General features: G+C 69.1%; 24 protein-coding genes. 11 read left to right on the top strand and 13 right to left on the bottom strand.

Going from position 1 to position 22,993, the window contains the following annotated elements; translation table 11 throughout:
- Position 1: 1 nt before the first annotated feature.
- From Hhyl6_RS05105 to Hhyl6_RS05095, 3 genes are all read right to left on the bottom strand, one after another.
- Positions 2-1,744: a LamG domain-containing protein gene (locus Hhyl6_RS05105; RefSeq protein WP_483738142.1), complete on the bottom strand. Its 1,743-nt coding sequence runs from the start codon at positions 1,742-1,744 to the stop codon at positions 2-4.
- A 126-nt stretch (positions 1,745-1,870) separates the two neighbouring features.
- Entirely contained in the window at positions 1,871-3,670 is a 1,800-nt protein-coding gene (gene glmS, locus Hhyl6_RS05100) for a glutamine--fructose-6-phosphate transaminase (isomerizing) (RefSeq protein ID WP_483738141.1), read from the bottom strand.
- Positions 3,671-3,672: 2 nt separating this feature from the next.
- Complete coding sequence (locus Hhyl6_RS05095) at positions 3,673-4,833, bottom strand: sugar phosphate nucleotidyltransferase (protein ID WP_483738140.1); 1,161 nt, start codon at positions 4,831-4,833, stop codon at positions 3,673-3,675.
- A gap of 117 nt (positions 4,834-4,950) precedes the next feature.
- Here Hhyl6_RS05095 and Hhyl6_RS05090 point away from each other — a divergent pair, with 117 nt between their 5' ends.
- Positions 4,951-6,381 (top strand): PQQ-dependent sugar dehydrogenase, encoded by a 1,431-nt coding sequence (locus tag Hhyl6_RS05090; RefSeq protein WP_483738139.1) that lies wholly within the window; start codon positions 4,951-4,953, stop codon positions 6,379-6,381.
- On the opposite strand, the gene Hhyl6_RS05085 is transcribed toward Hhyl6_RS05090, so the two are convergent.
- Positions 6,378-7,295, bottom strand: coding sequence for an NAD-dependent epimerase/dehydratase family protein (locus Hhyl6_RS05085; protein WP_483738138.1), 918 nt, complete (start codon positions 7,293-7,295; stop codon positions 6,378-6,380). The genes Hhyl6_RS05090 and Hhyl6_RS05085 overlap by 4 nt on opposite strands.
- The gene (locus Hhyl6_RS05080) at positions 7,292-8,302 is read right to left on the bottom strand and encodes a Gfo/Idh/MocA family protein (RefSeq protein WP_483738137.1); all 1,011 of its coding nucleotides are present in this window, start codon (positions 8,300-8,302) and stop codon (positions 7,292-7,294) included. The genes Hhyl6_RS05085 and Hhyl6_RS05080 overlap by 4 nt, the downstream gene beginning before the upstream one ends.
- A gap of 115 nt (positions 8,303-8,417) precedes the next feature.
- On the opposite strand from Hhyl6_RS05080, the gene Hhyl6_RS05075 reads away from it, so the two are divergent.
- Positions 8,418-9,482, top strand: a complete 1,065-nt coding sequence (locus Hhyl6_RS05075) for a GNAT family N-acetyltransferase (RefSeq protein ID WP_483738136.1) — start codon at positions 8,418-8,420, stop codon at positions 9,480-9,482.
- Here Hhyl6_RS05075 and Hhyl6_RS05070 read toward each other — a convergent pair.
- Positions 9,479-9,904 carry an NUDIX hydrolase gene (locus Hhyl6_RS05070; protein WP_483738135.1) on the bottom strand — a complete coding sequence of 142 codons (426 nt, stop codon included), beginning with the start codon at positions 9,902-9,904 and terminating at the stop codon, positions 9,479-9,481. The two genes, Hhyl6_RS05075 and Hhyl6_RS05070, sit on opposite strands and share 4 nt — an antisense overlap.
- Positions 9,905-9,997: 93 nt before the next feature.
- On the opposite strand from Hhyl6_RS05070, the gene Hhyl6_RS05065 reads away from it, so the two are divergent.
- The 3 genes from Hhyl6_RS05065 (at position 9,998) to Hhyl6_RS05055 (ending at position 11,224) form a co-directional block, all read left to right on the top strand.
- Positions 9,998-10,402, top strand: a complete 405-nt coding sequence (locus tag Hhyl6_RS05065; protein ID WP_483738134.1) for a hypothetical protein — start codon at positions 9,998-10,000, stop codon at positions 10,400-10,402.
- A 394-nt stretch (positions 10,403-10,796) separates the two neighbouring features.
- A complete protein-coding gene (locus tag Hhyl6_RS05060) occupies positions 10,797-10,961 on the top strand; it encodes a hypothetical protein (RefSeq protein WP_483738133.1) in 165 nt (54 codons plus the stop codon).
- 119 nt (positions 10,962-11,080) lie between these two features.
- Positions 11,081-11,224, top strand: coding sequence for a hypothetical protein (locus Hhyl6_RS05055; protein WP_483738132.1), 144 nt, complete (start codon positions 11,081-11,083; stop codon positions 11,222-11,224).
- 104 nt (positions 11,225-11,328) lie between these two features.
- Here the strand turns inward: Hhyl6_RS05055 and Hhyl6_RS05050 are convergent, their stop codons facing one another.
- Positions 11,329-11,649 (bottom strand): cupin domain-containing protein, encoded by a 321-nt coding sequence (locus tag Hhyl6_RS05050; protein ID WP_483738131.1) that lies wholly within the window; start codon positions 11,647-11,649, stop codon positions 11,329-11,331.
- A 218-nt stretch (positions 11,650-11,867) separates the two neighbouring features.
- Entirely contained in the window at positions 11,868-12,776 is a 909-nt protein-coding gene (locus Hhyl6_RS05045) for a serine/threonine-protein kinase RIO2 (RefSeq protein ID WP_483738130.1), read from the bottom strand.
- A 204-nt stretch (positions 12,777-12,980) separates the two neighbouring features.
- Between Hhyl6_RS05045 and Hhyl6_RS05040 the strand changes: the two genes are divergently transcribed.
- The 3 genes from Hhyl6_RS05040 (at position 12,981) to Hhyl6_RS05030 (ending at position 17,815) form a co-directional block, all read left to right on the top strand.
- Complete coding sequence (locus tag Hhyl6_RS05040) at positions 12,981-13,442, top strand: Lrp/AsnC family transcriptional regulator (RefSeq protein ID WP_483738129.1); 462 nt, start codon at positions 12,981-12,983, stop codon at positions 13,440-13,442.
- Between the two features lie 463 nt (positions 13,443-13,905).
- Positions 13,906-15,393: a proton-conducting transporter transmembrane domain-containing protein gene (locus tag Hhyl6_RS05035; protein ID WP_483738128.1), complete on the top strand. Its 1,488-nt coding sequence runs from the start codon at positions 13,906-13,908 to the stop codon at positions 15,391-15,393.
- The gene (locus Hhyl6_RS05030; protein WP_483738127.1) at positions 15,383-17,815 is read left to right on the top strand and encodes a DUF2309 domain-containing protein; all 2,433 of its coding nucleotides are present in this window, start codon (positions 15,383-15,385) and stop codon (positions 17,813-17,815) included. The genes Hhyl6_RS05035 and Hhyl6_RS05030 overlap by 11 nt, the downstream gene beginning before the upstream one ends.
- Before the next feature lie 6 nt (positions 17,816-17,821).
- Here the strand turns inward: Hhyl6_RS05030 and Hhyl6_RS05025 are convergent, their stop codons facing one another.
- Positions 17,822-18,307, bottom strand: a complete 486-nt coding sequence (locus Hhyl6_RS05025) for a hypothetical protein (RefSeq protein WP_483738126.1) — start codon at positions 18,305-18,307, stop codon at positions 17,822-17,824.
- Positions 18,308-18,515: 208 nt separating this feature from the next.
- Between Hhyl6_RS05025 and Hhyl6_RS05020 the strand changes: the two genes are divergently transcribed.
- From Hhyl6_RS05020 to Hhyl6_RS05010, 3 genes are all read left to right on the top strand, one after another.
- Positions 18,516-18,668, top strand: coding sequence for a DUF1328 family protein (locus Hhyl6_RS05020; protein ID WP_483739676.1), 153 nt, complete (start codon positions 18,516-18,518; stop codon positions 18,666-18,668).
- 109 nt (positions 18,669-18,777) lie between these two features.
- Entirely contained in the window at positions 18,778-19,251 is a 474-nt protein-coding gene (locus tag Hhyl6_RS05015) for a cation:proton antiporter regulatory subunit (protein ID WP_483738125.1), read from the top strand.
- A 6-nt stretch (positions 19,252-19,257) separates the two neighbouring features.
- On the top strand, positions 19,258-20,442 hold the full coding sequence (locus Hhyl6_RS05010) for a cation:proton antiporter (protein WP_483738124.1): 1,185 nt from the start codon (positions 19,258-19,260) through the stop codon (positions 20,440-20,442).
- Here Hhyl6_RS05010 and Hhyl6_RS05005 read toward each other — a convergent pair.
- The 4 genes from Hhyl6_RS05005 to msrA are packed head-to-tail and all read right to left on the bottom strand — an operon-like array spanning position 20,437 to position 22,967.
- Positions 20,437-21,090 (bottom strand): alpha/beta hydrolase, encoded by a 654-nt coding sequence (locus tag Hhyl6_RS05005; RefSeq protein WP_483738123.1) that lies wholly within the window; start codon positions 21,088-21,090, stop codon positions 20,437-20,439. The genes Hhyl6_RS05010 and Hhyl6_RS05005 overlap by 6 nt on opposite strands.
- A 4-nt stretch (positions 21,091-21,094) precedes the next feature.
- The gene (locus Hhyl6_RS05000; RefSeq protein ID WP_483738122.1) at positions 21,095-22,024 is read right to left on the bottom strand and encodes a VOC family protein; all 930 of its coding nucleotides are present in this window, start codon (positions 22,022-22,024) and stop codon (positions 21,095-21,097) included.
- Positions 22,024-22,446: an acyl-CoA thioesterase gene (locus tag Hhyl6_RS04995; RefSeq protein WP_483738121.1), complete on the bottom strand. Its 423-nt coding sequence runs from the start codon at positions 22,444-22,446 to the stop codon at positions 22,024-22,026. Before Hhyl6_RS04995 ends, Hhyl6_RS05000 begins: the two co-directional genes overlap by 1 nt.
- Complete coding sequence (msrA, locus tag Hhyl6_RS04990; protein ID WP_483738120.1) at positions 22,443-22,967, bottom strand: peptide-methionine (S)-S-oxide reductase MsrA; 525 nt, start codon at positions 22,965-22,967, stop codon at positions 22,443-22,445. Before msrA ends, Hhyl6_RS04995 begins: the two co-directional genes overlap by 4 nt.
- Positions 22,968-22,993: the final 26 nt, after the last annotated feature.

Below are 22,993 nucleotides of genomic sequence, written 5' to 3'. Positions count from 1 at the left end.
GTCAGTTGGTGTCGACGACTCCGCCGTAGCCGTAGCTCCCGTAGCCGGACTCGCCGAACTCGTCGTTTGGAATCGGTGTGGCTGTCGCCGTCGCGGTGGCTGTCTCGGTCGCCGTGGGCGTCGGTGTCGGGGTAGCAGACGGCGTCGCCCCCTCGTACAGCGACGCGACGGCGCTCGCAGTCAGCGCGGTGTCGTAGACGCGGACGTCGTCGACGGCCCCGTCCATCCCGTAGTAGGACGTGTAGCCGTTGTCCCCGCGGCCGACGTACAGCGACCGGGTGCTGTGGACGACAGCGCCCGACTGTGTGGTGTCGCGGTCGAGTTCCTCGCCGTCGAGGTACAGCACGAGGGCACTGCCGTCCCACGTCAACAGCAGGTGGTGCCACTGCCCGTCGTGAGTCGCGACGCCGAAGGGATTCACCGACGCCTGCCCGCTCTCGACGGCGACGTGGCCGCGGATGCTGTCGGGGGTCTGGACGTCGACGGCGTAGCCCGCCTCGCCGAAGCGAGCGTCGGCCTTCTGGAGGACGGTCTGACCGTTCGCGCCGCTGTCGGTCCGGTACCACCCGCCGAAGGTGAGTTCGGCGGGTCGCAGCGCCGCCGCGTCGGCGACTTCGACGTAGTCGTCCGCGCTGGAACCGAACGCGACACCGGAGCTGTCGAACACCCCGGTCGTGTCGAGCGCCGGTGACCCGCGGAGGAAGCCGTCGGCGGTCCCGGCGCTGTCGGCGACGACGGTGCCGCCGGTCTCCTCGAAGCGCCAGCGAGCGACCGGTGCCGGGCCGGTACTCTCGGTGGGCGTCGGCGTTGCTGTCGGTGTCGGGGTAGTCGTCGGAGTTGGCGTGGGCGTTGCAGTCGCCGTCGGGGTCGGGGTCGTCTCCGACACGCCCTCGTAGAGGTCGCTCACCTCGCTCGCGGACAGCGCACGTTCGTAGACGCGGACGTCGTCGACGGCCCCGTCCATCCCGTAGTAGGTCGTGTAGCCGTTGTCCCCGCGGCCGACGTACAGCGAGCGGTCGCTGTGGACGACAGCGCCCGACTGTGAGGTGTCTCGCCCGACTTCCCGTCCGTCGACGTAGAGGACGAACGTACCGCCGTCCCAGGTGCCGAAGACGTGGTGCCACTGGCCGTCCTGCGTGTCGAGGCCCCACGGGTTGACCGAGGCCCGTCCGCTCTCGACGGCGACGTGTGCGCGGATGCTGTTGGGCGTCTGGACGTCGACGGCGTACCCCTCCTCGCCGAAGCGAGCGTCGGCCTTCTGGAGGACAGTCTGACCGTTCGCGCCGCTGTCGGTCCGGTACCACCCGCCGAAGGAGAGGTCGGCGGGGCTGAGGACGCCCGCGTCGGCGACTTCGACGTAGTTGCCCGACCCCGACCGGAAGTTGTAGGCCGTCGAGTCGTAGACGCCGGGGACGCCTTGACGGGGTGCGCCGCGGACGGCCCCGTCGTTGCCGCCGGCGGCGTCCGTCGCCGTCGGCCCGGTCCCGTCCAGCGGCCAGTGGGCGACGAGGCCGTCGCTCGGGCCGGCGAGCGAGCGGGTCGAGTGAGCGAGGCCCACTCCCTCCCCCGAAACGAGCAACGGGACGCCACCGTAGCCGAGTCGTGACGTCCCGTCTCTCCCGTCCTCCAGACACCCCGCGACCGAGGTCGCACCGACTGCCGTCAACCCGGTCAGTCTGAGCAAGGAGCGTCGAGAGAGGTCGCGCGCGTCGCCGGTATCGTCTGTCGGTGGGTCGGGTCCCATCTTAGCTTCAGTTGCTTACCAGCAACAATAGCCCTTACTACCACGAACGTCGAAATAATGTGATGAAACAAGAAGGACACGTGTGGACGAAAGGTCCCTCCGGGCTGTAAACGAGGTCGCCGAGGGCTACTCGACCGTGACGCTCTTGGCGAGGTTTCGCGGTCTGTCGATGGGTCGGGCCTTGCTGTCGGCGACGTAGTAGGCGAACAACTGGAGGTAGACGTTCGCCGCGAGCGGTTCCAGCAGGCCGAGGTCCGGCACGCCGAACCCGACCTCGTAGTCGCCCTCGCGGCCGGACTCGGAGGTGACGGCGATGACCGGCGCGCCCCGTGACTGGACCTCTTTGACGTTGTTTCGCGTCTCTTCGGGACGGGCACCGTCGGTGAGGACGGCCAGCACCGGCGTCGCCTCGGTGACCAGCGCCAGCGGTCCGTGCTTGAGTTCGCCAGCGGGGAACCCCTCGGCGTGGTCGTAGGAAATCTCCTTCAGTTTGAGCGCGCCCTCCAGCGCGACCGGGGTGGCGAAGCCCCGGCCGATGAAGAAGAACGCCTCTCCGCCCGCGTAGGCCTCCGCGACTTCGCGGACCGCCTCGTCCCTGTCGAGGGCCCCTTGGACCGCGCCGGGGAGGGCCTGCAGGTTCGAGAGCAGTTCCCGGCCCGCGGCCGGGTCGAGGTCGCCGCGCGAATCGGCGACGCCGAGCGCGAACAGCGCGAGGGTCACCACCTGCGAGGCGAACGTCTTGGTCGCGGCGACGCCGATTTCGGGGCCGGCCTGGATGTAGAGCGCGTCGTCGCACTCGCGGGCGACGGTGCTCCCGACGGTGTTGGTGACCCCGAGCGTCCGGACGCCGGTCCGCTTTGCCATCCGGAGCGCCCGGAGGGTGTCGGCCGTCTCCCCGCTCTGACTGACGCCGACGACGAGCGTCCGACTCGGGTCCCGACCGCTGCCGACGGTGTACTCGCTGGCGTACTCGACGGTCGCGCGCACGTCCGCCAGCGTCTCCAGCAGTTGCTTCCCGTACAGACAGGCGTGGTAGGAGGTCCCGCACGCGACGAGTTGAACCTCGTCGAGGCCGTCGAGGAACGACTCGGACAGCGAGAGGTCCAGCGTCACGCGCTCCTCGATGGGGTCGATGCGACCGGCGACGGCCTGTCGGAGCGCCTCCGGTTGCTCGTGAATCTCCTTGAGCATGTAGTGCTCGTAGCCGCCCTTCTCTGCGGCGTCGGCGTCCCACTCGATGGTGTGAACCGACCGCTCGACCGGAGCGCCGTCGTGCCACACCGCGATGCCCTCGCGGGTCAGGTGCGCGACGTCGCCGTCCTCCAGATACGACACCTCGCGGGTGTGTTCCAGCAGGGGCGTCACGTCGCTCGCGATGAAGTTCCCGTCGGCCCCGTGACCGACGACGAGAGGGCTGTTCCGCCGGGCCGCGACGATGCCGTCGTACCCGGCCGCGACGACGCCGAGGGCGTAGCTCCCCTCGATGCGGTCGACGACGGCCGCCACCGCCTCGCGCAGGTCGTCGGTGCCGTCGAGTTCCTCCTCGACGAGGTGGGCGACGACTTCGGTGTCCGTCTCGCTCCGGAACGCGTGCGCTGGCAGGTCCGCCCGCAGGGCGTCGTAGTTGCCGACGATGCCGTTGTGGACGACGGCGACCCGCCCCGAGCAGTCGGTGTGGGGGTGGGCGTTTTCGTCCGTCGGTTTCCCGTGCGTGCTCCAGCGGGTGTGGCCGATGCCACAGGTCTGGGGAGCGTCGTCGGGCAGGTCGAGGTCGGCGACGAGGCCGACCTGCTTGAACACCGAGAGCGCGTCGTCGACCAGCGCGATGCCGGCCGAGTCGTAGCCGCGGTACTCCAGTTTCTGCAACCCGGTCACGAGGCGTGCCTGGGCGGGTTCGTCCCCGACGTAGCCGACGATTCCACACACGATTATCCCCTCCGAACCGTCTCGCCGGAGTCGATTCGTCCCCGGAGGACGGTCCCGCAGTCGGCCAGCACTTCGCGGCCGACGACGGTGCCCGGCGCGGCCGTGACGCCGCCGCGCAGGGTGGCGCGGTCGGCAAGCACCGCACCGAGTCCGACGTCGTCGTGAATCGTACCGTCGACGACCACGCTCGCCGGACCACCCTCGACGGTGACGTTCGGGCCGACAGACGCCGACTCGCCGACGATGCAGTCGTGCAACACCGCCCCGTCGCCGACGGTGGCCCCGGCCATCACGATGCAGTTCGAGAGCGTCGCGTTCGCGCCGATTCGCGCGTTCCGCCCGAGGGCCGTCCCCGGCAGGAGCGTCGCGTTCGGCCCGACGGTCACGCCCTCGTCCAGTGCCACGTCGCCCGCGACGGCCGCGGTGTCGTGGACGTGCGCGCCGGCCACCTCGTCCTCGCGGCGACGGAGCAACGCGGCGTTCGTCGTCAGCAGGTCCCACGGGTAGGTGAGGTCCTGCCACGCGCCCCGGTGGAGGACGGCCGTCAGCGCCCCGTGGTCGGCCAACCGCTGGAGCGTCGTCGCCATCCCGTAGTCCTGTCCCTCCGCGGGGTCGATGTCCCGGACGACGTCGAAGATGCCCGAGTCGAAGACGTAGGCGCCGGCGTTGACGAGGAACGGCGGGTCGTCGGTCGGCGTCTTCGAGACGGCCACGACCGACTCGCCGTCCACCTCGACGGCACCGTACTCCGTCGGGCGGTCGGACTGGACGGCGGCGATGGTCGGCGTCTCCGTCGCGTCCCACCGCTCCAGCAGGTCGCCCAACAGGTCGGCGTCGACCAACTGGTCACCGTGGAGGGCGAGGAACGGCCCGTCGACGGCGGCCTCGGCCTGCGCCAACGCGTGGGCCGCGCCGAGTCGGTGGTTCTGCACGACGTACCGTATCGGCACGCCCCAGTCGTCGCCGTCGCCGAAGTGGCTCTGGATGCGCTCTCGGGCGTGGCCCACGACGAGGACGACTTCCTCCGCGCCGGCCTCGAGCGCCGCCTCCAACACGGACTCCAGAATAGGCTGGTTACCCACCGGCACCATCGGTTTGGGTCGGCCTTCGGTCAACGGTCCGAGTCGTCGCCCCTCGCCGGCCGCGAGTATCACTGCCTGCATGGCGTGACCATCCTGATAATCATGTCCTACTGATGGCTTTCGGACAGCATATAGATTTGCGCGGAGCGGCGGTAAGCACCGACAAACCGTTAAATACGCTCGGCGCTTCTTCCACGCATGAATCCACGGAACGAGGGTGCGTCAGATGGGGTGGGGTCCCCGTCACGGCGGACGTTCCTGAAGGCGGTCGGTGCGGTGGGGGTGACCGGCGGCCTCGCCGGGTGTTCGTTCGGGGCACGCGACGACGCCGGTGGGGACGGCGACGGGAGCGACGGCGGCAGTGACGCCGACGGTGGTTCCGGCGATGACGGAGGAAGCGATAGCGGCGGTACGGGCGGTACGTTCTTCGAACCCGGTCCGACCGTCCGCCTCGAGGAAGTCGCCACCGGCCTCGTCTCCCCGACGGCCCTCGTCACCGCCGACGACGGCACCGACCGGCGGTTCGTCGTCGACCAGACGGGCGTGGTGTACGTCCACGCCGCCGACGGCCTCCGCGAGGACCCGTTTCTGGACCTCAGAGGCCGGTTGGTGGCGCTCGGGGAGGACCTCCCCAACTGGGTGGCCTTCGACGAACGCGGGTTGCTCGGACTCGCCTTCCACCCCGACTTCGCAGAGAACGGGCGGTTCTACGTCCGCTACAGCACGCCCGCAGACGACGAGGAACTGGACCATCGGGAACGCCTCTCGGAGTTCCGGGCGACGGCCGACGGGACGAGGTGTGACCCCGACACGGAGCGCATCCTCCTCGACCTGCCGTGGGAACGGCCCATCCATCAGGCAGGGACGCTGGAGTTCGGTCCCGACGGCTACCTCTACGCGGCGCTGGGCGACGGCCTGAACCCGTTCAACGGGCAGGACCTGACGAACAACCTCAAGGGGAGCGTCCTCCGCCTCGACGTGGACGGACGCACCGGCGACCTGCCCTACGGCATCCCCGAGGACAACCCGCTGGTCGGCCGAGAGGGTCGCGACGAACAGTACGCGTGGGGCCTGCGAAACCCGTGGAAGATGGCGTTCAGCGGCGACCGACTCGTTCTGGGCGACGTGGGGCAGGCGACCTACGAGGAGGTCAACGTCGTCGAGAAGGGCGCCAACTACGGGTGGCCCCTGAAGGAGGGGTACCACTGCCACGACCCGCAACTGGGGACCAGCGAGGACGGCGAGTGCGTCGTCGAGTCCGACCGCGGCGAACCGCTGGTCGACCCCGTCCTGGAGTTCCCCCACTTCGACGAGGAGGGGTACGCCGTCGGGTTCGCGGTCATCGGCGGCCACGTCCACACCGGGGACGTCGACGCCATCCGCGGCGAGTACGTCTTCGGCGTGTTCACGAGTTCGTTCACCGAGGCCGCGGGGCGACTCGTCGCGGCGACGCCGAGCGAGGAGGGTCGCTGGCCGATGCGGGAGGTGCTGGTCGAGGGCGGCCTCGACGTACAGGTCCTCTCGCTCGGACAGGACGGCGACGACAGCTACGTCCTCGGGACGCGCGCGGCGCTGGCCGAGAACCCGCTCTCGAAGCGCGAGGGCGTGGTCTACCGCGTCACCAGTTAGAGCACGCCGACCGACTCGTACCAGTCGATGGTCTCGGTCAGCGCCGACTGCCACGAGCGCTGGGGGACCGGCGCTCGCTCGGTCAGGTCCTCCCGAACCGTCCCGTAGTCGCCCCGTTCGAGGAACCCGTCACCGGGCACCGGCGAGACGCCGACGCGGTGGAACAGGTCCATCGCCGGTTTGACCCCCCACCGGGTCACGCCGTAGGGGACGCCGACGACGCGGCAGTTCCCTGGCGCGTGGCGCGCGATGGTCCCCAGCACCTGCCGGTTCGTGAGGTTCGGCCCCGTAATCAGGTGCCGGCCCGTCGCGCCCTCGTCGAGACAGTGCGCGACGCTCCCGACCACGTCGTCGACGTGGACGACGTTGTACTCGTCGTAGGTGTACAGCGGCGGCACTAGCACCCGGTTGGCCGCGACGGGCCGGACGTGTTCGTACCGGGTCAGGCGGTAGTCCCGTGGACCCCAGATGTACGTGGGATACAGCGCCGCCACGCCGAAGGGGTGGTCCCGCCCGAACAGCAGGTCCTCCACCGCGACCTTCGAGCGCTGGTACGGCGAGTCCGTGTCCGCCGGCACCTCGGGGTGTGCGCCGACGGTGCTGAGGAAGACGACCGTCTCGACGTCCGCGGTGGCCGCCGCGTCCACCAACCGTTCGGTCCCGGCGGTGTTGGTCCGCTCCATCTCCGCCTGCGCGTACACCGCGGCCGCGAGGTGGACGACGCTGTCGACGCCGTCCATCGCCGCCGCGAGCGAGTCGCGGTCCGAGAGGTCGGCCTCGACGGTGGCGACCCCGTCGGGGAGTCGGGCGGTCGAAGCGCCCGGTCGGACCATCGCCACCGTCTCGCGGTCGTCGAGGGCGTGCAGGAGGTTCAGCCCGATGAACCCCGTCGCGCCCGTGACGAGGACCGTCACTGCTCTGCCCTCCAGTCGACGCCGCTTCGCTCGTAGGCCGCGTCGATGACCTCGGCGACGGCGACGCCCCGAGAGGCGGGCGCGGCCGTCTCGATGTCGCCCGCCGCGGCGTGGTCCGCGAAGTCGTGAACGCGCGCGGTGTGGGCGTCCTCGTCGCTGGCCGGGAACAGCGTCGCGACGCCGACGTCCACCAGCGGCAGGTCGCCGTGCTGGAACTCGATGGGCCGGCCGTGAACCTCGCCCCGGAGCGTCTCGGAGTCCAGTTCCAGCCATCCCTCGGTGCCGACGACGAGGACTCGGGTCACCCCGTCGGTCTGTGTCCACGTCGCCGAGAGGTCGACGGGGACGCCCCCGACGTCCAGCGAGACGCGGGCGGCGTCCTCCACGGCGTTCCCTCGCAGGTGTCGCACGCTCGCGTCCGTCACCGCCGCGTCCTCGCCGAACGCCTCGAAGAGCACGTCGAGCGAGTGGGGGAACAGGTCCCGAGCGACGCCGCCGCCCGCGAGAGCGGGGTCGTAGTACCACCCCTGCTGTGGCGGCGCAGAGTGGTGGGCCACGCTCACCTCGACGACGTCGCCGAGGAGGTGGTTCGACAGCATCTCCAGCGCGCGCCCGTAGTTCCGGTAGTAGCGGTGGAGGTAGCCGACCTGCGTGACGACGCCCGCCTCGGCGGCGGCGTCGGCCATCCGACGGGCGCTCTCGGCGGTCAGCGCCAGCGGCTTCTCACAGAGGACGTGACACCCCGCCTCGACGGCGTCGAGGAAGATACCCTCGTGGGTGCTCGGCGGCGTGCAGATGCTGACGACGTCGAGGTCGTGGGCGGCGAGCATCGACGCGGCGTCGGCGTACCCCGGCAGGGAGAGGTCCGCTTCGACGGCCGACCGTCGCGTCTCGTCGCGTTCGGCGACGGCGACGACTCGGGTGCGGTCGTGACTGGTGAACGCCGGGACGTGGTAGTCGGTCGCCATCCACCCGGCCCCGACCACGCCCACGGCTAATTCGGTCATGTGTACACCTCGCCCGTGACGGAGATAAAGGCATCTCTAGGCGGGACTTACCGCCCGATGCGGTACGGTTCGGCCGAACCGTACAGTTAGGGTGGGGCCGCGCGAACCAACAGGGATGACCACCCTCACGACGTCGGTGCACCGCTCCATCGCCGAGGTCAAGCGGGGCGAGTGGAACGCCGTCGTCGCCCAGCAGTCCCACACCGGGAGCGTCTTCGAGCGCTACGAGTGGCTGAGCGCCTACGAGGACGCGACAGGGGCGTCCGCACGCCACGTACAGGTGCGCAAGAACGGGACGCTCGTCGGCGTCCACCCGGCGTTCGTCCGACCACTCCCGGGAACGCCGTTTCGCTTCCTCGGTCCGGCCAAACCCGGGTCGAACGGAGCGATGATAGCGACGGACGAGGCGGCCGTCTTCGACGCTATCGCCGACGAGATGGCCGCGCTGACCGGCGGCCGAACCGTCGGACACCTGCTCAGACCCGCCGACGGGCGCTCGCTCCGGTACGCGACGCGTCTGCGCGACCGGGGTTACTTCGCCTCGGTACGGGACTGCCAGTTCGCCTTGCACCTCGACCGGCGGTGGGAGGACGTCGCCGGCGACCTCTCGCAGAAGAAGCGACGGAACCTCAGGAAGGCCGACGAGGCCGGCGTCACCGCTAGCGACGTGCCGGTCACCGCGGACTCCATCGACACCTTCGCGGCGCGCCACGCCGACCACATGCGACGCATCGACGGGGACGGGGCGTCTCGGGCGTTCCTCCGGGCCTTGCTCGACCACGTCGGGGACCGCCTCGTTCTGTTCCGGGCGACCGACGACCGCGGCGACTCGGCGGGCGAACTACTGGCGGTCCTCGACGACGAACGGGACCGCCTGTTCCTGCTCTTTCCAGCGTACGACCCGACGAACTTCCAGCAGTTTCCCTCGGAAGTGCTGTACCGGGCGGCGGTCCGGTGGGGCATCGAGGCGGGGTACGCGACCTGCAACTTCGGCGAGACGACGCCGGACTTCGCCGACGGTACCTTCTCGTTCAAGACGGACTTCGGCGGCGAGGCGGTTCCGACGGTGCGCTGGGAGCGCATCGACTCGCTGGTGGGTCGCGCCCTCTACCACCTCGGGAGCGACCGGGTGGTCCGCAGAGTGTTCGGCCGGGCCCTCGGGAGACGGACCGACGGCTAGTCGTCGCTCTCTACCGGTGGCGTCGCGCTGGCGGCGAGCGCTCGTCGGGTGGCCGTCGCCTGCGGGTCGCTCAGTCGGTCACACACCGTCGACTCGCCGACCCACTCGGAGTCGGTGTGCTCGTGGCTCAGCGTCACGGCCGTCCGGTCGGCGGCGCAGTTGTAGTACACCGCCAGCCTGCCGTTCCCGGCGTCGTTGTGCCACGTCACGGCGTGGACCGGGTGGTGAACCGCGACCGACAGACCGGTTTCCTCTTCGACCTCCCGGCGGAGACAGTCGGTCACTCGTTCGCCGTCGCGTATCCGCCCGCCCGGCAGTTCCCACCCGCCGTCGCTCGCCCGACGAATCGTGAGCACTCGGCCGTCGGGGCCGCGGACGACCCCGCGGACGCTCACCGTCGCTTCGAGGAACTGCTCGTCCATGTCCCTCGATTGGGGGACGGTAGTGTCAGTCTACCGGTCGCCACGGCCGCGACCCGACAGCGTTCATTACGCTGGCGTGTGAATCGCCATCGAATGTACTCTCGGAACCACGCGATTCTCTCCCTCGTCGCCGGGGTCGCACTCGTGCTCTTGACCGCGCCCCCGGTCCATCCGGCGGCCGTCGTCGCTGTCGCCGTGGTCGTGGGGGTCGGCATCGACTTCGACCACTTCCTCGTCGCGTACCTCAACACCGGGTCCGCAGAGAGCACGCGCCGCCTCCTCCGGAACCCGGCGCTCGCGTTCACCGGACAGGACGACATCTTCGAGACCGAGGACCTCTCGAAGTCCCAGCGACTCCTCAGCCACGCCATCATCGGGGGCGTGGCCGTGGGCGGCCTCTGGTTCGTCTCTGCGCCGTACTGGGCGCTGGTCGTCGGCGTCGCCCTGTACGTCCACGTCGTCGCCGACCTCTACGCCGACGTGCAGGACGGGGCCTGAGACGCGGGCGGTCCGCGGTCAGTTCTGACTCGCTATCGGCGCTCTTTGGCTCGAGGGGGCAGTACCGCTCGATACGTCGGTCGGACTGCCACACGACGCTCGGCCGGTATTCGTCACGAGAACCGCAACTCCCGAGAATCGTCACGGCGATTGCAGGGTGAGACGGGACGGGAGTGGGCGGCGCAGGGCAATTCTGTATCGCGCCCACTCGTTTACGCACGGCGAGTCGGTCGGACGCGCCGTCGGCCGTTTCGGCTCCCTCGTCCGGTTTTCAAGGCGATAGGGCGGCTTCGAAGGGGTCCCGAGGGGGTGCGAACTCGACTGGTCCGCCCGCACCATCCCGAAATTGAGGACGGGAGCGGGTTTGTGGAATTGCTCGGTGGTCACGGACGTCATGTACACTGGCGTCGTGGAGACGACGGGTACCGTGCGGAACGTCGACCGACTCGACAGCGGGTGTCGAATCCAGATAGCGACGGACACCGGCGGGTTGGGACCCGGGGATAGCGTCGGTATCACCGGCGTCTGCCTCACCGCCGAAGCGGTCGGCGGCAGTTGATTTCGGCGTACATGTCGGCCGAGGCGGTCCGGCGAACCTATCTCTCCGGCCTCGACCCCGGGGCTTCGGTCAACATGGAGTGACCGCTCGCCGCCGCCGACCGGTTCGACGGCCACTTCGTGAAAGGCACCGTGGACGCGACGGCGGAAATCGTCTCGCTCGTGGAGAAGGGGGCCGTCGCGCTGGACGGCGCGAGTCTGACCGTCAGCGACCGGTCCGCGGAGACGTTCTCTGTCGCCGTCGTCCCGAAGACCTACGGGTGACCACGCTGTCTGAGAAATCGGTCGGCACCCACTCCACTTCGAGGCGGACGTGCTGGCGAAGTACGCCGAGCGTCAGTCGAACGTGGTCGGCGGCGTCTGAGTCCTCAGGGGAGCGGACAGAGGCTCGCGGTCAGCACCGCTCGCTCGTCAGTCTCGTTGTGCGCGCCGTGGACCTGCCCGCGTTCGTTGAGGACGACGCCCGGGGCAGTTACGGATTCGGACTCGTCGTCTCGCTGGACCGTGACTGTCCCCTCGACGACGTGGAAGACGTTGGTCGCGTCGGCGTGTTCGTGCGGTTCGATGCGTCCGTCCGGGCCGAGCGCGAAGGCCTTGACCAACACGTCGTCGGTCACGGCCAGTTCGCCGTCGACGACCTCACCTTCTGCTGGGTCTGCGTCGAAGTCGCCGAGTAGTTCGAGCGTCATGGTCGGACCGTCGGCCCACGCGAACTTAGCCGTTGGCTCTGCCCCGCTCCTCACCCGAAAACCGTAGCGTCAGCGCTTCTCAACGGGGCCGACACAGACCGGGGTCGCCGACCGAACGACGATTTGATATAGCGTTATATGGTTTATAAGGTGGCCGGCGAACGCCGCACAGACCGTCCGCTCACCGCTTCAGAGCCGGCAAAACACGCAAAATCCGTTCAGTCGGTGTGGTCGCCCAGAGAGTCGAAGGACTCGGACGCGAGTGCCTCGGCGACGCCGTCTACGTCCACGTCGCCGACCTCGGCGGGGTACTTGCGCTGGAAGTAGCTCACGATGTTGTCCACGTCACGAGTCAACAGTTCGCGTGCGTTCTCGTGGTCGGTCGGCACCGCCTGTGGCCAGTCGAAGACGACGACCCCTTGGGTCGTGACGAAGACGTTGTACTCGCTCATGTCCGCGTGGACGAACCCTTCGCCGTAGGCAGTCTGCATCTCGTCGAGAATCAGTTCCAGCACCGGAACCACTTGCTCGGATTCGAGACCGGTCCGGGAGAGTTCGACGCCGTCTACCTTCTCCATCACGATGGCGTGGCGGTTCGTGTCGATGGGCTGGGGGACGGAGACGTCTGGGTACAGCGTCTCCAGCGCCTCGTACTCTCGTTCGGCGGCTTTCCGTGCAGTGTACAGCCACGAGACGTGGTCCCGGTCGGAGGTGTAGTCCCGCTCGCGCATCACTTCGCGGAAGTTCGTGTACCCCTCGCGGTGGTACTTCAGCGCCATCGGCTTGTAGGACTGCACCTCGTAGACGTCGCTCTCCTTGCCGACGCCCAGCGGCGCGCCGAACCCCTCTATCGCGTCTCGCTCGACGAAGGTGTGCAAGGCGAGCGCGTCGTACCCCTCGAACGTGAGTTTGAACCCCTCGTACTGGATGGTCTTGCGCTCGACGAGTTCCCTGTCCTCACAGCGGTCCAGCCGATAGTCCACGTCCTCGGCGGAGAGTCGGGAGAACTCGGTGAGCTTCTCGCGGTTGACGTACTCGGAGAACCGCATCCCCTGTTCGACGCCGGAGAGCAGGTGGAAGTCCTCCGGCTCCAGCTCCGGCATCACAGACGCCACGTTCTGGACCATTAGACGCCCATAACCGCCCGACTCGTAAAAGTTCGACGCGTCGGTTGTCACTCGGCCATAAATCATAGCGCGCTATATCGAATCGCGCCGACGGACTCTCACGGACCGTTTCCGGTGACTCTATCTCTCTCGGTGCGACGAATCGCCCATCGGTGGCACTGCAGGAGCCAAAGTCCCTTTGTTGCCGCCGTAGAACCACTCGATATGGCTGACAACGTCGACGAAGTGGACCGCCAAATCCTCCACGCGTTGCAGGAGGACGCTCGAAACACGTCGTCGGGTGACATCGCAGACCGGACCGGGACGTCCGACAGTACGGTTCGCAAGCGCATCCAGCGCCTCGAGTCGGACGGCATCATCAAGGGGTACAGTGCCGAGGTAGACTACCAGCGGTCGGGGTATCCGCTCCGGATGCTCCTCTTCTGTACGGCTTCGATACCCGAACGTGGCGACCTCATACCCGAAATTCTGGAGATAGACGGCGTCGTCTCCGTGCAGGAACTGGTCACGGGCGAGCAGAACCTGCTCGTCACCGTCGTCGGCGAGACGGACAACGACATCACCCCGGTCGCCCAGACACTGCTCGACATGGGACTGACCGTCGCCGACGAGGTACTCGTCCGGAGCCACGAGACGACGCCGTTCGGCGAGTTCACGTCAGAGTAGTTCCCGCCGGCCGCTCTGTCTCGACCGCGGCCGCTAGCTCACGGTCTGTTCGCATCTCGGAGTGAAACGAACGTTCTGTTCTCGGACGCCCGGTCCTCCCGTTCGTCGGTCGCTCGGTCCCCCTCGGCGATGGCGGCATCACTTCCACGGAAGCCAGCCCAACGTCTCGTGACTGACTCGTCCGGCTATGGCCGGGGTCTGGTGGCGCTTCGCTGGTTTGGCCCCGTTCCAACGTCTCTCGGTACATCGCCCGCCCCGTCTGCAACGGCGGTCGAGCCTCGACCGTCGTCGCTTTCCGATGCATAATCATAATGTTCTATAATTCCCATTACTAGGAACGAATTGGTAGAATAGAAGGTTTTAACAAACGGTTTGTTCGTATAGTTGGGTAACTGCGACCGATGACCGTTCAGCGGGGACGAGACGTCCGCGGTGGCGGTGGCCGGTCGACACGGAACAAACGATGACGGAACAACAGCAGACGACTGCGGTCGGACAGCTTCCGAACACGGGGACGGACTCGACGTCGTCGGTGCCGCGAACACTCACGCTCGTCGTGTGGGCGCTGTGTGTCGCCAGCCTCGGCGTCCTCGCCGCCCGACTCGTGGTCGACGCCGCGTGGACGCTGCCCGGCGTGGCGACCGTCGACGGGGTGACCGTCGTCATGTGGGTGGTCGTCACCTTCTTCAGCGGCATCGTCCACAGCTACTCGCGCCGCTACATGGCCGGAAGCCGGACCATCGACCGCTTCTTCGCCGGCGTGTTCGCGTTCACGCTGGCCGTGATGGTGCTGGTCGCGGCCGACCACGTCGCGCTGTTCGCCGCCGCGTGGGTGGCGATGGGTCTCGTGATGGCCGACCTGATAGGTCACGTGCGTGGCTGGCCGCAGGCACAGGCCGCGGCCGCACTCGCTCGCCGCTACTTCCTCGCCAGCGGCGCGCTACTGACCCTCGCACTCGTCACGCTCTGGTGGGCGACGGGGGCGACCACCGTCTCCGGCATCGTCGCCGCCGCCGACGCCGTCCCGCAGACGCCGTGGCTGGTCGCGGCGGCGGCGCTCCTGCTTGCCGCGATGATGCAGTCCGCGCTGGTGCCGTTCCACACGTGGTTGCTCTCCTCGATGACCGCACCCACTCCGGCGTCGGCGCTGATGCACGCCGGGTTCGTCAACGCGGGCGGCGTCCTGCTGCTCCGCTTCGCCCCGGTGGTCACCGCCGACGCGGGGTTCATGCTCCTGATTCTGGTCGTCGGGGCGACGAGCGCCCTGCTGGGGAAACTCCTCAAGGCCGTCCAGTCCGACGTGAAGCGCCAACTGGGCTGTTCGACGGTCGGGCAGATGGGCTTCATGATTATGCAGGCCGGCCTCGGGTTCTTCGGCGCGGCGCTCACCCACCTCGTCCTGCATGGGTTCTACAAGGCCTACCAGTTCCTCTCGGCGGGGGAACAGGTCGAACAGACCGCCCCGAGCGAAGCGGAGTCGAAGTCCCCTGGCGTCCTCGGTGCCGTCGTCGCTCTCCTGTCCGCACTCGCGGGCGGTGCCGTCTTCGCCGTCCTCACCGGCAAGGGGACGCACCTCGACAGCGGCCTCCTGCTGGCGGGACTGGTCGTGTTGACGACGCTGCACGCCACCCGCACGGCCGTCGCGCAGACGGACTTGCCCGCCACGCTCCGGTTCGGGGCCGTGCCGGTCGTCTTCCTGCCGGCGATAGCCGTCTACGCGCTCGCCTACAACCTCGTCCACGCGCTGCTGGTGGACGTGCCGGTCGTCACGGTACCCGCCGACCTGACGGTCGTCCACGGCGTCGTGGCAGCGGCCTTCCTCGCCGTCTACCTCGCCATCGAACGCGGCGCGTACGAGCACAGTCAGCGCCTGTACGTGGCGCTCCTGAACCTGAGTCAACCCCCGTCCGACACCGTTCTGACTTCCACGGAGGACTACAATGAGTACTGAGACCCAGATTCGCGACAGCATCGAACACGCGGCGAGCGCGGTCGGAGCGGTCTGGCCGCTCCACTCGTTCGTGACGGCCAACCCGCTCTCGGGCTTCGAAGACCGCCCGTTCCACGAGGCGGTCTCGGAGGCCGAAGCACTGTTCGACGCCGACGGCTATCCCAGCGCCGAGGTCTTCCGCCGGGCCTGGGAGGCCGGGAAGATAGACCCCGACGCCCTGCGCTCGGAACTGGCCGACCACGGGTACGACACGGACCCGGAGACGTCGTTGGACCGCATGGCCGCGTCGTCGACCGACGAGACCGACGCCGAACAGACCGTCGAGGACGAGGTCGACCGCCTCCTGACGAAGTGGCTGTCGTCGTTCCTCGACCAGGGGCAGGCCCAGTGGCCGATGCCGAACCGCGAGCAGGGGTTCTACGGCGCGTTCCACGCGGTGGCCCGCCACGACGGCGAGATTCCGGACGCCGGGGCTATCGCCGACCTGCCCGAGGACCCGGTCGACGCGCTCCAGCACCACCTCGCGGACTACCCGTCCGACCGCCTGCCCGACGTCTTCGAACACCACTTGGCGGCCCTCCCCGGCTGGGCGGGCTACGTCAAGCAACGCGCGGCCGACGACGGCGACTGGCAGTCGGAGTACCCCATCACGCTCGAAGGGTATCTGGCGATCCGCCTGACGCTCGCGGACCTGCTCGGCGCGCCCGTCGACCCGCTCGAAGCCCCAGACGCCGAGCGTACCGTCGCTTCGGTCGGCGAGAGCGCGGACGTGCCGCTCCGCGAGTGCTGGCTGACGGCGTGGGAGGCCAGCTATCGCGGGGAACTCGTCGACGCCGTCAGCGACGCGAGCCAGTCCCGCGCCGAGGCCGACGACGAGGGTCGCCCGGACGCCCAACTCGTCTTCTGTATCGACACGCGCTCGGAGATTCTCCGCCGCCACCTCGAAGCCACGGGCGACTACGACACGCACGGCTACGCCGGCTTCTTCGGCGTGCCGATGCGCTACGAGGGGTACGACGCAGACGTGGCCGTCGACGCCTGCCCACCCATCGTCGACGCACAGCACTACGTCGCCGACCGCCCCTCGAAGGACGCCGACGACACGCAGGCCGACTACGACCGCTGGTCGTCGACGCTCGACGCCGGCGAGAAACTCCTCGCGTCGCTCAAGAAGAACGCCGCGACGGCGTTCAGTTTCGTCGAGACGGCCGGGAGCGGCTACGGCGCCGCGCTGGCCGCCCGCACGCTCGCGCCGGGTAGGGTCTCCGAGTTCCTCGACGCGGCCGACGACCGCACCCCCGACGACCACGAGTTCTGTGCGCCCAGAGTGGACTACAACCCGGACGGCGTCCACGGCCTCCGTGAAGGGCTCACGCTGGAGGAGAAGGTGGAGTACGCCGAGACAGCCTTCGACCTGATGGGGTGGGAGGAGTTCGGCCGCCTCGTCGTGTTCACGGGCCACGCCAGCGAGACGGCGAACAACCCGTTCGATTCGAGTCTGGACTGCGGCGCGTGTGCGGGCAACCCCGGGGGGCCGAGCGCCCGCGTCCTCGCGGCCATCTGCAACGACGACGCCGTCGTGGCGGAACTCCGCGAGCGCGGGTTCGACGTCCCCGAGGACACCGTCTTCCTCGCCGGCGAGCACAACACGACGACCGACGAGGTGACCCTCTACGCCGACCACGTTCCCGAGAGCCACCGCGACGACCTCGAACAGCTCCGTGCGGACCTCGACACCGCCCGCGAGGGCGCGGCCGCCGAGCGCACCGCCACCATGGATGCCGAGGGCGCGGGCGTGCGCGAGACGGAGCGCCGCGCCGCCGACTGGGCGGAGACGCGTCCCGAGTGGGGCCTCGCCGGCAACGCCGGGTTCGTCGTCGGCCCCCGCGACCTGACCGAGGGGCTCGACCTCGACGGGCGCGCGTTCCTCCACTCCTACGACTGGTCGACCGACCCCGACGGCGACGCGCTGGCGGCCATCATGGCCGGACCGATGGTGGTCACCCAGTGGATAAACAGCCAGTACTACTTCGCCACCGTCGACACCGCCGTCTTCGGGAGCGGGTCGAAGGTCACCCACAACCCGGTTGGCAACGTCGGCGTCTATCAGGGCAACGGCGGCGACCTGATGACCGGCCTCCCCTTGCAGTCGGTCCTCGCCGCGGACGACGACCCACACCACCAGCCCCTGCGTCTCTCGACGGTCGTCCACGCACCGGTCGACCACGTCGCCGACGTGCTCGCAGACCACGAGGAACTCGCTCACCTGCTCGACAACGGCTGGCTCTCGCTGACCGTCGTCGACCCGACGCAGGACCACCGCGCCTTCCACTACGACGGCGACCTGACGTGGACGCCGGTCAGTCCCGACGAACAGACCGTCGCCGACGCGGCCGCGATGCCGCCCGCCGCAGACGACTGACCGCCGTCAGCGACGCGGCTTCGAACTCGCCGCCGTCTGGTCGAGCGCACGGTCGGCGTACCAGACCAGCGAGAAGTCCTGCGGACTCGGGAGCGCACAGGCCAGCCACCCGACTGCGGCAGCCTGCAGGTGCGGATTGCCGACCAGAAGCGGGTCCGGAACGACGCCGACGAGAACGAGGAGCAGCGGCGTCGAGAGCACGAGCGGCGCCAGCGCCGCGATTCTGAGGGTCCACGGCGGACACCCCGACGGGAGGCCGACCGGTCGGACCGTCGCCCACCCACCGGTGATGCTCGCTCGGGCCGCACCGACGCGTTCGCGCTCTGGCAGCCACGTCAGTTCGTACGGGATACCGAACGCGCGGAGCGCGGCTACGTGGGCGAGTTCGTGGGCGACGACGCCGACACTGACCGCGACGAGCAACACCACACCGGCACCGAGTACGTCCAAAGGATTCATCGACACTCCGTTCGCTGGCGGTGTGTCGGTCATCGACGGTAATGACCGTACCGGCTACGCCACCGTCGGAGGACTATCGACGCCCGCGCTGTCAGGTCCTTGCACTTGCAACCCGCTCGGACTTGTGGTTCGGTGGCGTACCGCGAGTGTCGCATGACCGACTCACTGCTGACCGGTTTCCCGACCGGCACGAACGTACCGCCCGACCACCACCCGGTAGCGAGGGGGACCTGACGTGGCGATACTCGAACTCGCCGTCGCGTTCTTCGTCCTCGCCCTCGTCGCGGCCGTCGTCGGCGCTGGCGGCGTCGCCGGACTCTCGATGAACATCGCGAAGTGGCTCATCCTCGCGTTCGTCGTTCTGGCCGTCTTGTCGCTGGTCTTCCCCGGGTGACGGGTTGGGTCCCCTGTCATCGGGGCTCTCGGTTCGGTGAGCCGCCGCCGAACCGAGCAACGTGTCGTCTGACACGAATACAGAAGTGGATAGCCGACGAGACACTAGCATGCGCGTCTACGAGACGGACCTCCCGGGCGTCGGGCGCCGGTACGCGGTGTCGTTCCCCGACGGCGGGCGGTTGACGGTGCTCCTCGGCAACGACGGGACCCGCGAGACGTACTGGCGCGAGGACGAGGGGGGCGACAGCGAACGTCTCTTCTCGCTCACGGAGGGACAGGCCCGGAAACTCGCCGAGATTTACGACGGCACGTACTTCGAACCGGCGCCGGACGACATCGACCACGCCCTCGAGGACGCACGCATCCGCTGGGTCGAGGTCGCGCGGGACGACCCGGTAGTCGACCGGACGCTCGGCGAGAGCGCGATTCGGACCGAGACGGGCGTCCTCGTCCTCGCGGTCCAGCGCGGCGAGCGGACGATATCGAGTCCGGACGCCGACACGCGCATCGAGGCGGGCGACGTGCTGGTGACCGTCGGCACGGACGAGGCCCACGCGAAACTGTCCGACCGCCTCGACTGAGCCGTGGTGAACCCGTTGCTCGTCGCCGGGGCCACCCTGTTGGGACTGGTCGCCCTCGCCCTCGCCGCACAGCGCGTCGGCCAGTCGGTCATTCCGACGTACATCCTCGCCGGCGTGGCGCTCGGTCCGTTCGGCGTCGGCCTCGGAGCCGACACCGTCGGCGTCGCGCTCCCGACGCTCCTCTCGTTCCCGGCCGCGCTCGGCGTCGTCCTGCTGTTGTTCTTCGTCGGACTGGAGTTGAGCGTCGGCGAACTGCTGGCCGAGCGGCGGGCGTTCGCGCGGGCCGGCGGCGTCGACGTCGGGGTCAGCCTCCCGCTGGGATTTCTCGTCGGCCTCGGAGCCGGATTCACGCCGCTGGAAGCGGGCTTCCTCGCGCTGGTCGTGTTCAACTCCTCGACGGTCGTCATCGCCAAGTCCGTCGTCGACGCCGGATGGCTGGGGTCCCGGGCCGCCGACGCCATCTTCGGCGTCATCGTCGTCGAGGACGTCGTGACGGCGCTGCTGTTCGCGGTCCTCTCGGCGCTGGTCGCGGGCGGGAGCGGAGTCGACCTCGTCCGGTCGCTCGCCGTCGGCGTCGCCTTTCTGGTGGTCGTCGCCGCCGTGACGCTCCGCGGCGCCGACCGTCTCGGTCGGGCGTTCAGACCCCTCCGCGGGGACCTGTTCGTGGTCGCCGCCCTCGGCGTCGCGGCCTTCGTCGCCGGACTCGGAGCGCTCACGCGAACCAGCGAGGCCGTCGCCGCCTTCCTCGCAGGCGGCCTGTTCCAGAACGCCGACCTGACCGCCGAGGCTGAGCGCTACCTCGCCCCCGTCCGTGACGTCTTCGCCGTCGTGTTCTTCGTCTGGGTCGGGGTCCAGACCGACCCACGCGTGGTCGCCGACGTCACGCCGCTCGTCCTCGGCGCGGGCGCGGTGACGCTCGCCGGGCAACTCGTCAGCGGCTACTACGCCGGTCGGGCGTTCGGGTTAGACGTGGACGGCGCGGTCCGGATGGGTGCGGCATTGACGCCGCGCGGCGAGTTCTCGCTGGTCATCGCCGCCTTCCTCACGACGGCCGGGACGACGCCGACGCTCTCGGAGACGATTCCAGCCTTCACCGTCGGATACGTCCTCCTGACGAGCGTCGTCGGGAGCGTCTTCCTCCACCGTGCCGACGACATCGCGGGACTCAGAAGCAGGATTGTGAGGTCATGACCCGTCGGTAGCGGCCGCGACGAGGGCGTCGACGGCCGCTATCTCGTCGTCGTTGATGGCGTGTCCCAGACCCTCGTAGACACGCTCGGTCACGTCGGCGTCCAGCTCCCGGAACGCCGCGGCCGTCGCGCCCACGCGGTCCGGCGAGACGTATGGGTCCTCGTCGCCGCACCCGACGAAGACCGGCGTCCCGTCCAGCGACCCCGCCTCGGCGGCGTCGGCGACGGGGTCCGGTCCGAGGAGGCCGCCCGCGAGCATCGCGAGGCCGCCGTAACGGGTCGGGGTCCCGCGGACGTACGTCCCGGCGACGCTCGCCCCCTGAGAGAAGCCGACGAAGACGGTGCGCTCGGGGGCCACGCCGGCGTCGGCCGCCCGGTCGAGCGCGCGTGCCACCAGCGAGCACGCCGAGGCGAGCCACGGCTCCCGACGCTCGCGTGGGGCGTCGGCGGGACCCGGAAACCACGCCTTCCCGGCCGCCTCCGGCGCGAGGTACATCGCGCCGTGGTGGTGGAACTCGTCGGCGAGTCTGAGGAAGTGCCGCGCCGAGTCGCCGCGGCCGTGGAGCACGACGACCGCCGCCTCGGCGGCCTGTGGGGGTGCGCCCGACGTGACGATTTCCTGTCCCGCGTGCGGGTCGGCGTCGCTCATCGGGTCACCACGCCGGCATCGAGAGCGGCGGGAGTTGTGACTCTATCATCTCGCGGTCTACTTCCAGCCACGGCGGGAGTCGGAGCGCGTCGGCCGGCGCGTCGTCGTCGGGGCTGACGCCCAGTCCCGGCCGTTCCGTCGCCAGTTCGAACAGGATACCGCCGGTGTCCCGGACGTACAGCGAGTGGAAGAAGTGCCGGTCTTTGACCCGCGAGACGTCGAAGTCGCGTTCTCTGAGCAGGTCCCGCCACTCGTGGAGTTGGGACTCGCTGTCGACGCTGACGGCGACGTGGTGAATCGACCCCGCGCCCTCCCGGCCGAACGGGGCGGCGTCTTTCAGGATGTCGACCGTCGACCCGCGCTCGTCCGCGCGGTAGCGGACGGCGTCGGCCGTCTCGTCCGCGAGCGTGAACCCGAACGTATCGAGGAGGCTCGCGGTGACGTATTGACTCGTCGACCGGAGGGCGACGCCACGGACGCCGCGGACCGCCCGCTTTTCGGGGACCGGTCCCGACCGAATCGGGTCGCCGTGGTCGCCGTCGGCGACGAGTTCGACGTGGGTCCCGTCGGGGTCCCGAACCGGGAGGACGCGCTCGCCGAACCGGGTCCGCTGGTCTCCCACCTCGCCCCCGTACTCGCCGAGTCGGTCGGCCCAGTACGCCAGCGAGTCCTCGGGGACCGCAAGCAGGAACGACCGGATGCCGGGCCGCCCGGTGCGGCCCGCCACCTGTCCGGGCGACGCGAAGAACGTCACGACCGACCCCGGACGGCCGGACTCGTCGCCGTAGTAGAGGTGGTGGGTGAACTTGTCCTCGAAGTTGACGGTCCTGACCAGCGGTCGCAGGCCCAGTCCCTCGCCGTAGAACGTCGCGTTGCGCTGTGGGTCACCGCCGATGGCCGAGACGTGGTGGAGGCCCGGGGTGTCCGACAGCATCAGAGGCCTTCGAACTGGGCGATGGCGTCACGCCAGTCGTCGGGAATCTCCTGCGGGGCCTCGGCCTCGCGGTCGTAGGTGACGACGGTCGTCTCGCCCGTGGCCGCCACCGCCTCGCCGTCGCGAACCTCGTACTCGAACGGGAAGCTCTTGGTGCCGAGTCGCGGCACGCGGACGGCCACGGTGACGCCCTCGGCAGTCCGAACGGGTCGTTCGTAGTCGATTTGGAGGTTGGCGATGACGATGCCCGTCCCCTCACCCGTCGCCGAGAGGTACTCCCTGTCGCCGCGGCCGACGACTTCGGCGAGGTAGTCGATGCGGGCCTCCTCGAAGTAGGTGCCGTAGCGGACGTTGTTGACGTGGCCGTAGGTGTCTAAGTCGTCGTACCGAATCGAGACGTCGGTCGTGAACTCGAAGCTCATGCCAGCAACTCCGCGTGTTTCTCCCGCAACTTCTCTATCTTCGGCGGGATGGTCATCTGACAGTAGGCCTGATTCGGGTTCTTCTCGAAGTAGTTCTGGTGGTACTCCTCGGCGGGGTAGAACGTCTCCAGCGGTTCGACTTCGGTGACGATGTCGTCGTCGTAGCCCGGTCGAATCTCCTCGATGAACGTCTCGACCGTCTCGCGTTGGTCTTCGTCGTGGTAGAACACCGCCGAGCGGTACTGTGTCCCCACGTCGTTGCCCTGCCGGTTCAGCGTCGTCGGGTTGTGGGTCGTGAAGAACACCGCGAGGAGGTCCTCGTAGCTCACGACGTCGGGGTCGAAGGTTATCTGGACGCACTCGGCGTGGCCGGTCTCCTCCCGGCAGACCGCCTCGTACGAGGGGTTCTCGACGTGGCCGCCGGCGTACCCCGAGACCACCTTCTCGACCCCCTTCACCTGCTCGAAGACGGATTCGGTACACCAGAAACAGCCACCCGCGAAGGTCGCTTGTTCGGTCATCGTACCGCTGTAGGCGGGGCAAGCAC

The sequence above is a fragment of the Haloarcula sp. H-hyl6 genome, from assembly GCF_056934455.1.
This window is presented reverse-complemented; position numbering and strand designations above follow the sequence as displayed.

Coding starts and splice junctions, on each gene's coding strand:
- Hhyl6_RS05015 (WP_483738125.1), top strand. CDS start 18,778: ATGCGCGTCTACGAGACGGACCTCCCGGGCGTCGGGCGCCGGTACGCG.
- Hhyl6_RS05095 (WP_483738140.1), bottom strand. CDS start 4,833: ATGCAGGCAGTGATACTCGCGGCCGGCGAGGGGCGACGACTCGGACCG.
- Hhyl6_RS05075 (WP_483738136.1), top strand. CDS start 8,418: ATGACCACCCTCACGACGTCGGTGCACCGCTCCATCGCCGAGGTCAAG.
- Hhyl6_RS05090 (WP_483738139.1), top strand. CDS start 4,951: ATGAATCCACGGAACGAGGGTGCGTCAGATGGGGTGGGGTCCCCGTCA.
- Hhyl6_RS04995 (WP_483738121.1), bottom strand. CDS start 22,446: ATGAGCTTCGAGTTCACGACCGACGTCTCGATTCGGTACGACGACTTA.
- Hhyl6_RS05070 (WP_483738135.1), bottom strand. CDS start 9,904: ATGGACGAGCAGTTCCTCGAAGCGACGGTGAGCGTCCGCGGGGTCGTC.
- Hhyl6_RS05105 (WP_483738142.1), bottom strand. CDS start 1,744: ATGGGACCCGACCCACCGACAGACGATACCGGCGACGCGCGCGACCTC.
- msrA (WP_483738120.1), bottom strand. CDS start 22,967: ATGACCGAACAAGCGACCTTCGCGGGTGGCTGTTTCTGGTGTACCGAA.
- Hhyl6_RS05060 (WP_483738133.1), top strand. CDS start 10,797: ATGTACACTGGCGTCGTGGAGACGACGGGTACCGTGCGGAACGTCGAC.
- Hhyl6_RS05035 (WP_483738128.1), top strand. CDS start 13,906: ATGACGGAACAACAGCAGACGACTGCGGTCGGACAGCTTCCGAACACG.
- Hhyl6_RS05030 (WP_483738127.1), top strand. CDS start 15,383: ATGAGTACTGAGACCCAGATTCGCGACAGCATCGAACACGCGGCGAGC.
- Hhyl6_RS05050 (WP_483738131.1), bottom strand. CDS start 11,649: ATGACGCTCGAACTACTCGGCGACTTCGACGCAGACCCAGCAGAAGGT.
- Hhyl6_RS05065 (WP_483738134.1), top strand. CDS start 9,998: ATGTACTCTCGGAACCACGCGATTCTCTCCCTCGTCGCCGGGGTCGCA.
- Hhyl6_RS05080 (WP_483738137.1), bottom strand. CDS start 8,302: ATGACCGAATTAGCCGTGGGCGTGGTCGGGGCCGGGTGGATGGCGACC.
- Hhyl6_RS05005 (WP_483738123.1), bottom strand. CDS start 21,090: ATGAGCGACGCCGACCCGCACGCGGGACAGGAAATCGTCACGTCGGGC.
- Hhyl6_RS05040 (WP_483738129.1), top strand. CDS start 12,981: ATGGCTGACAACGTCGACGAAGTGGACCGCCAAATCCTCCACGCGTTG.
- Hhyl6_RS05000 (WP_483738122.1), bottom strand. CDS start 22,024: ATGCTGTCGGACACCCCGGGCCTCCACCACGTCTCGGCCATCGGCGGT.
- Hhyl6_RS05025 (WP_483738126.1), bottom strand. CDS start 18,307: ATGACCGACACACCGCCAGCGAACGGAGTGTCGATGAATCCTTTGGAC.
- Hhyl6_RS05045 (WP_483738130.1), bottom strand. CDS start 12,776: ATGGTCCAGAACGTGGCGTCTGTGATGCCGGAGCTGGAGCCGGAGGAC.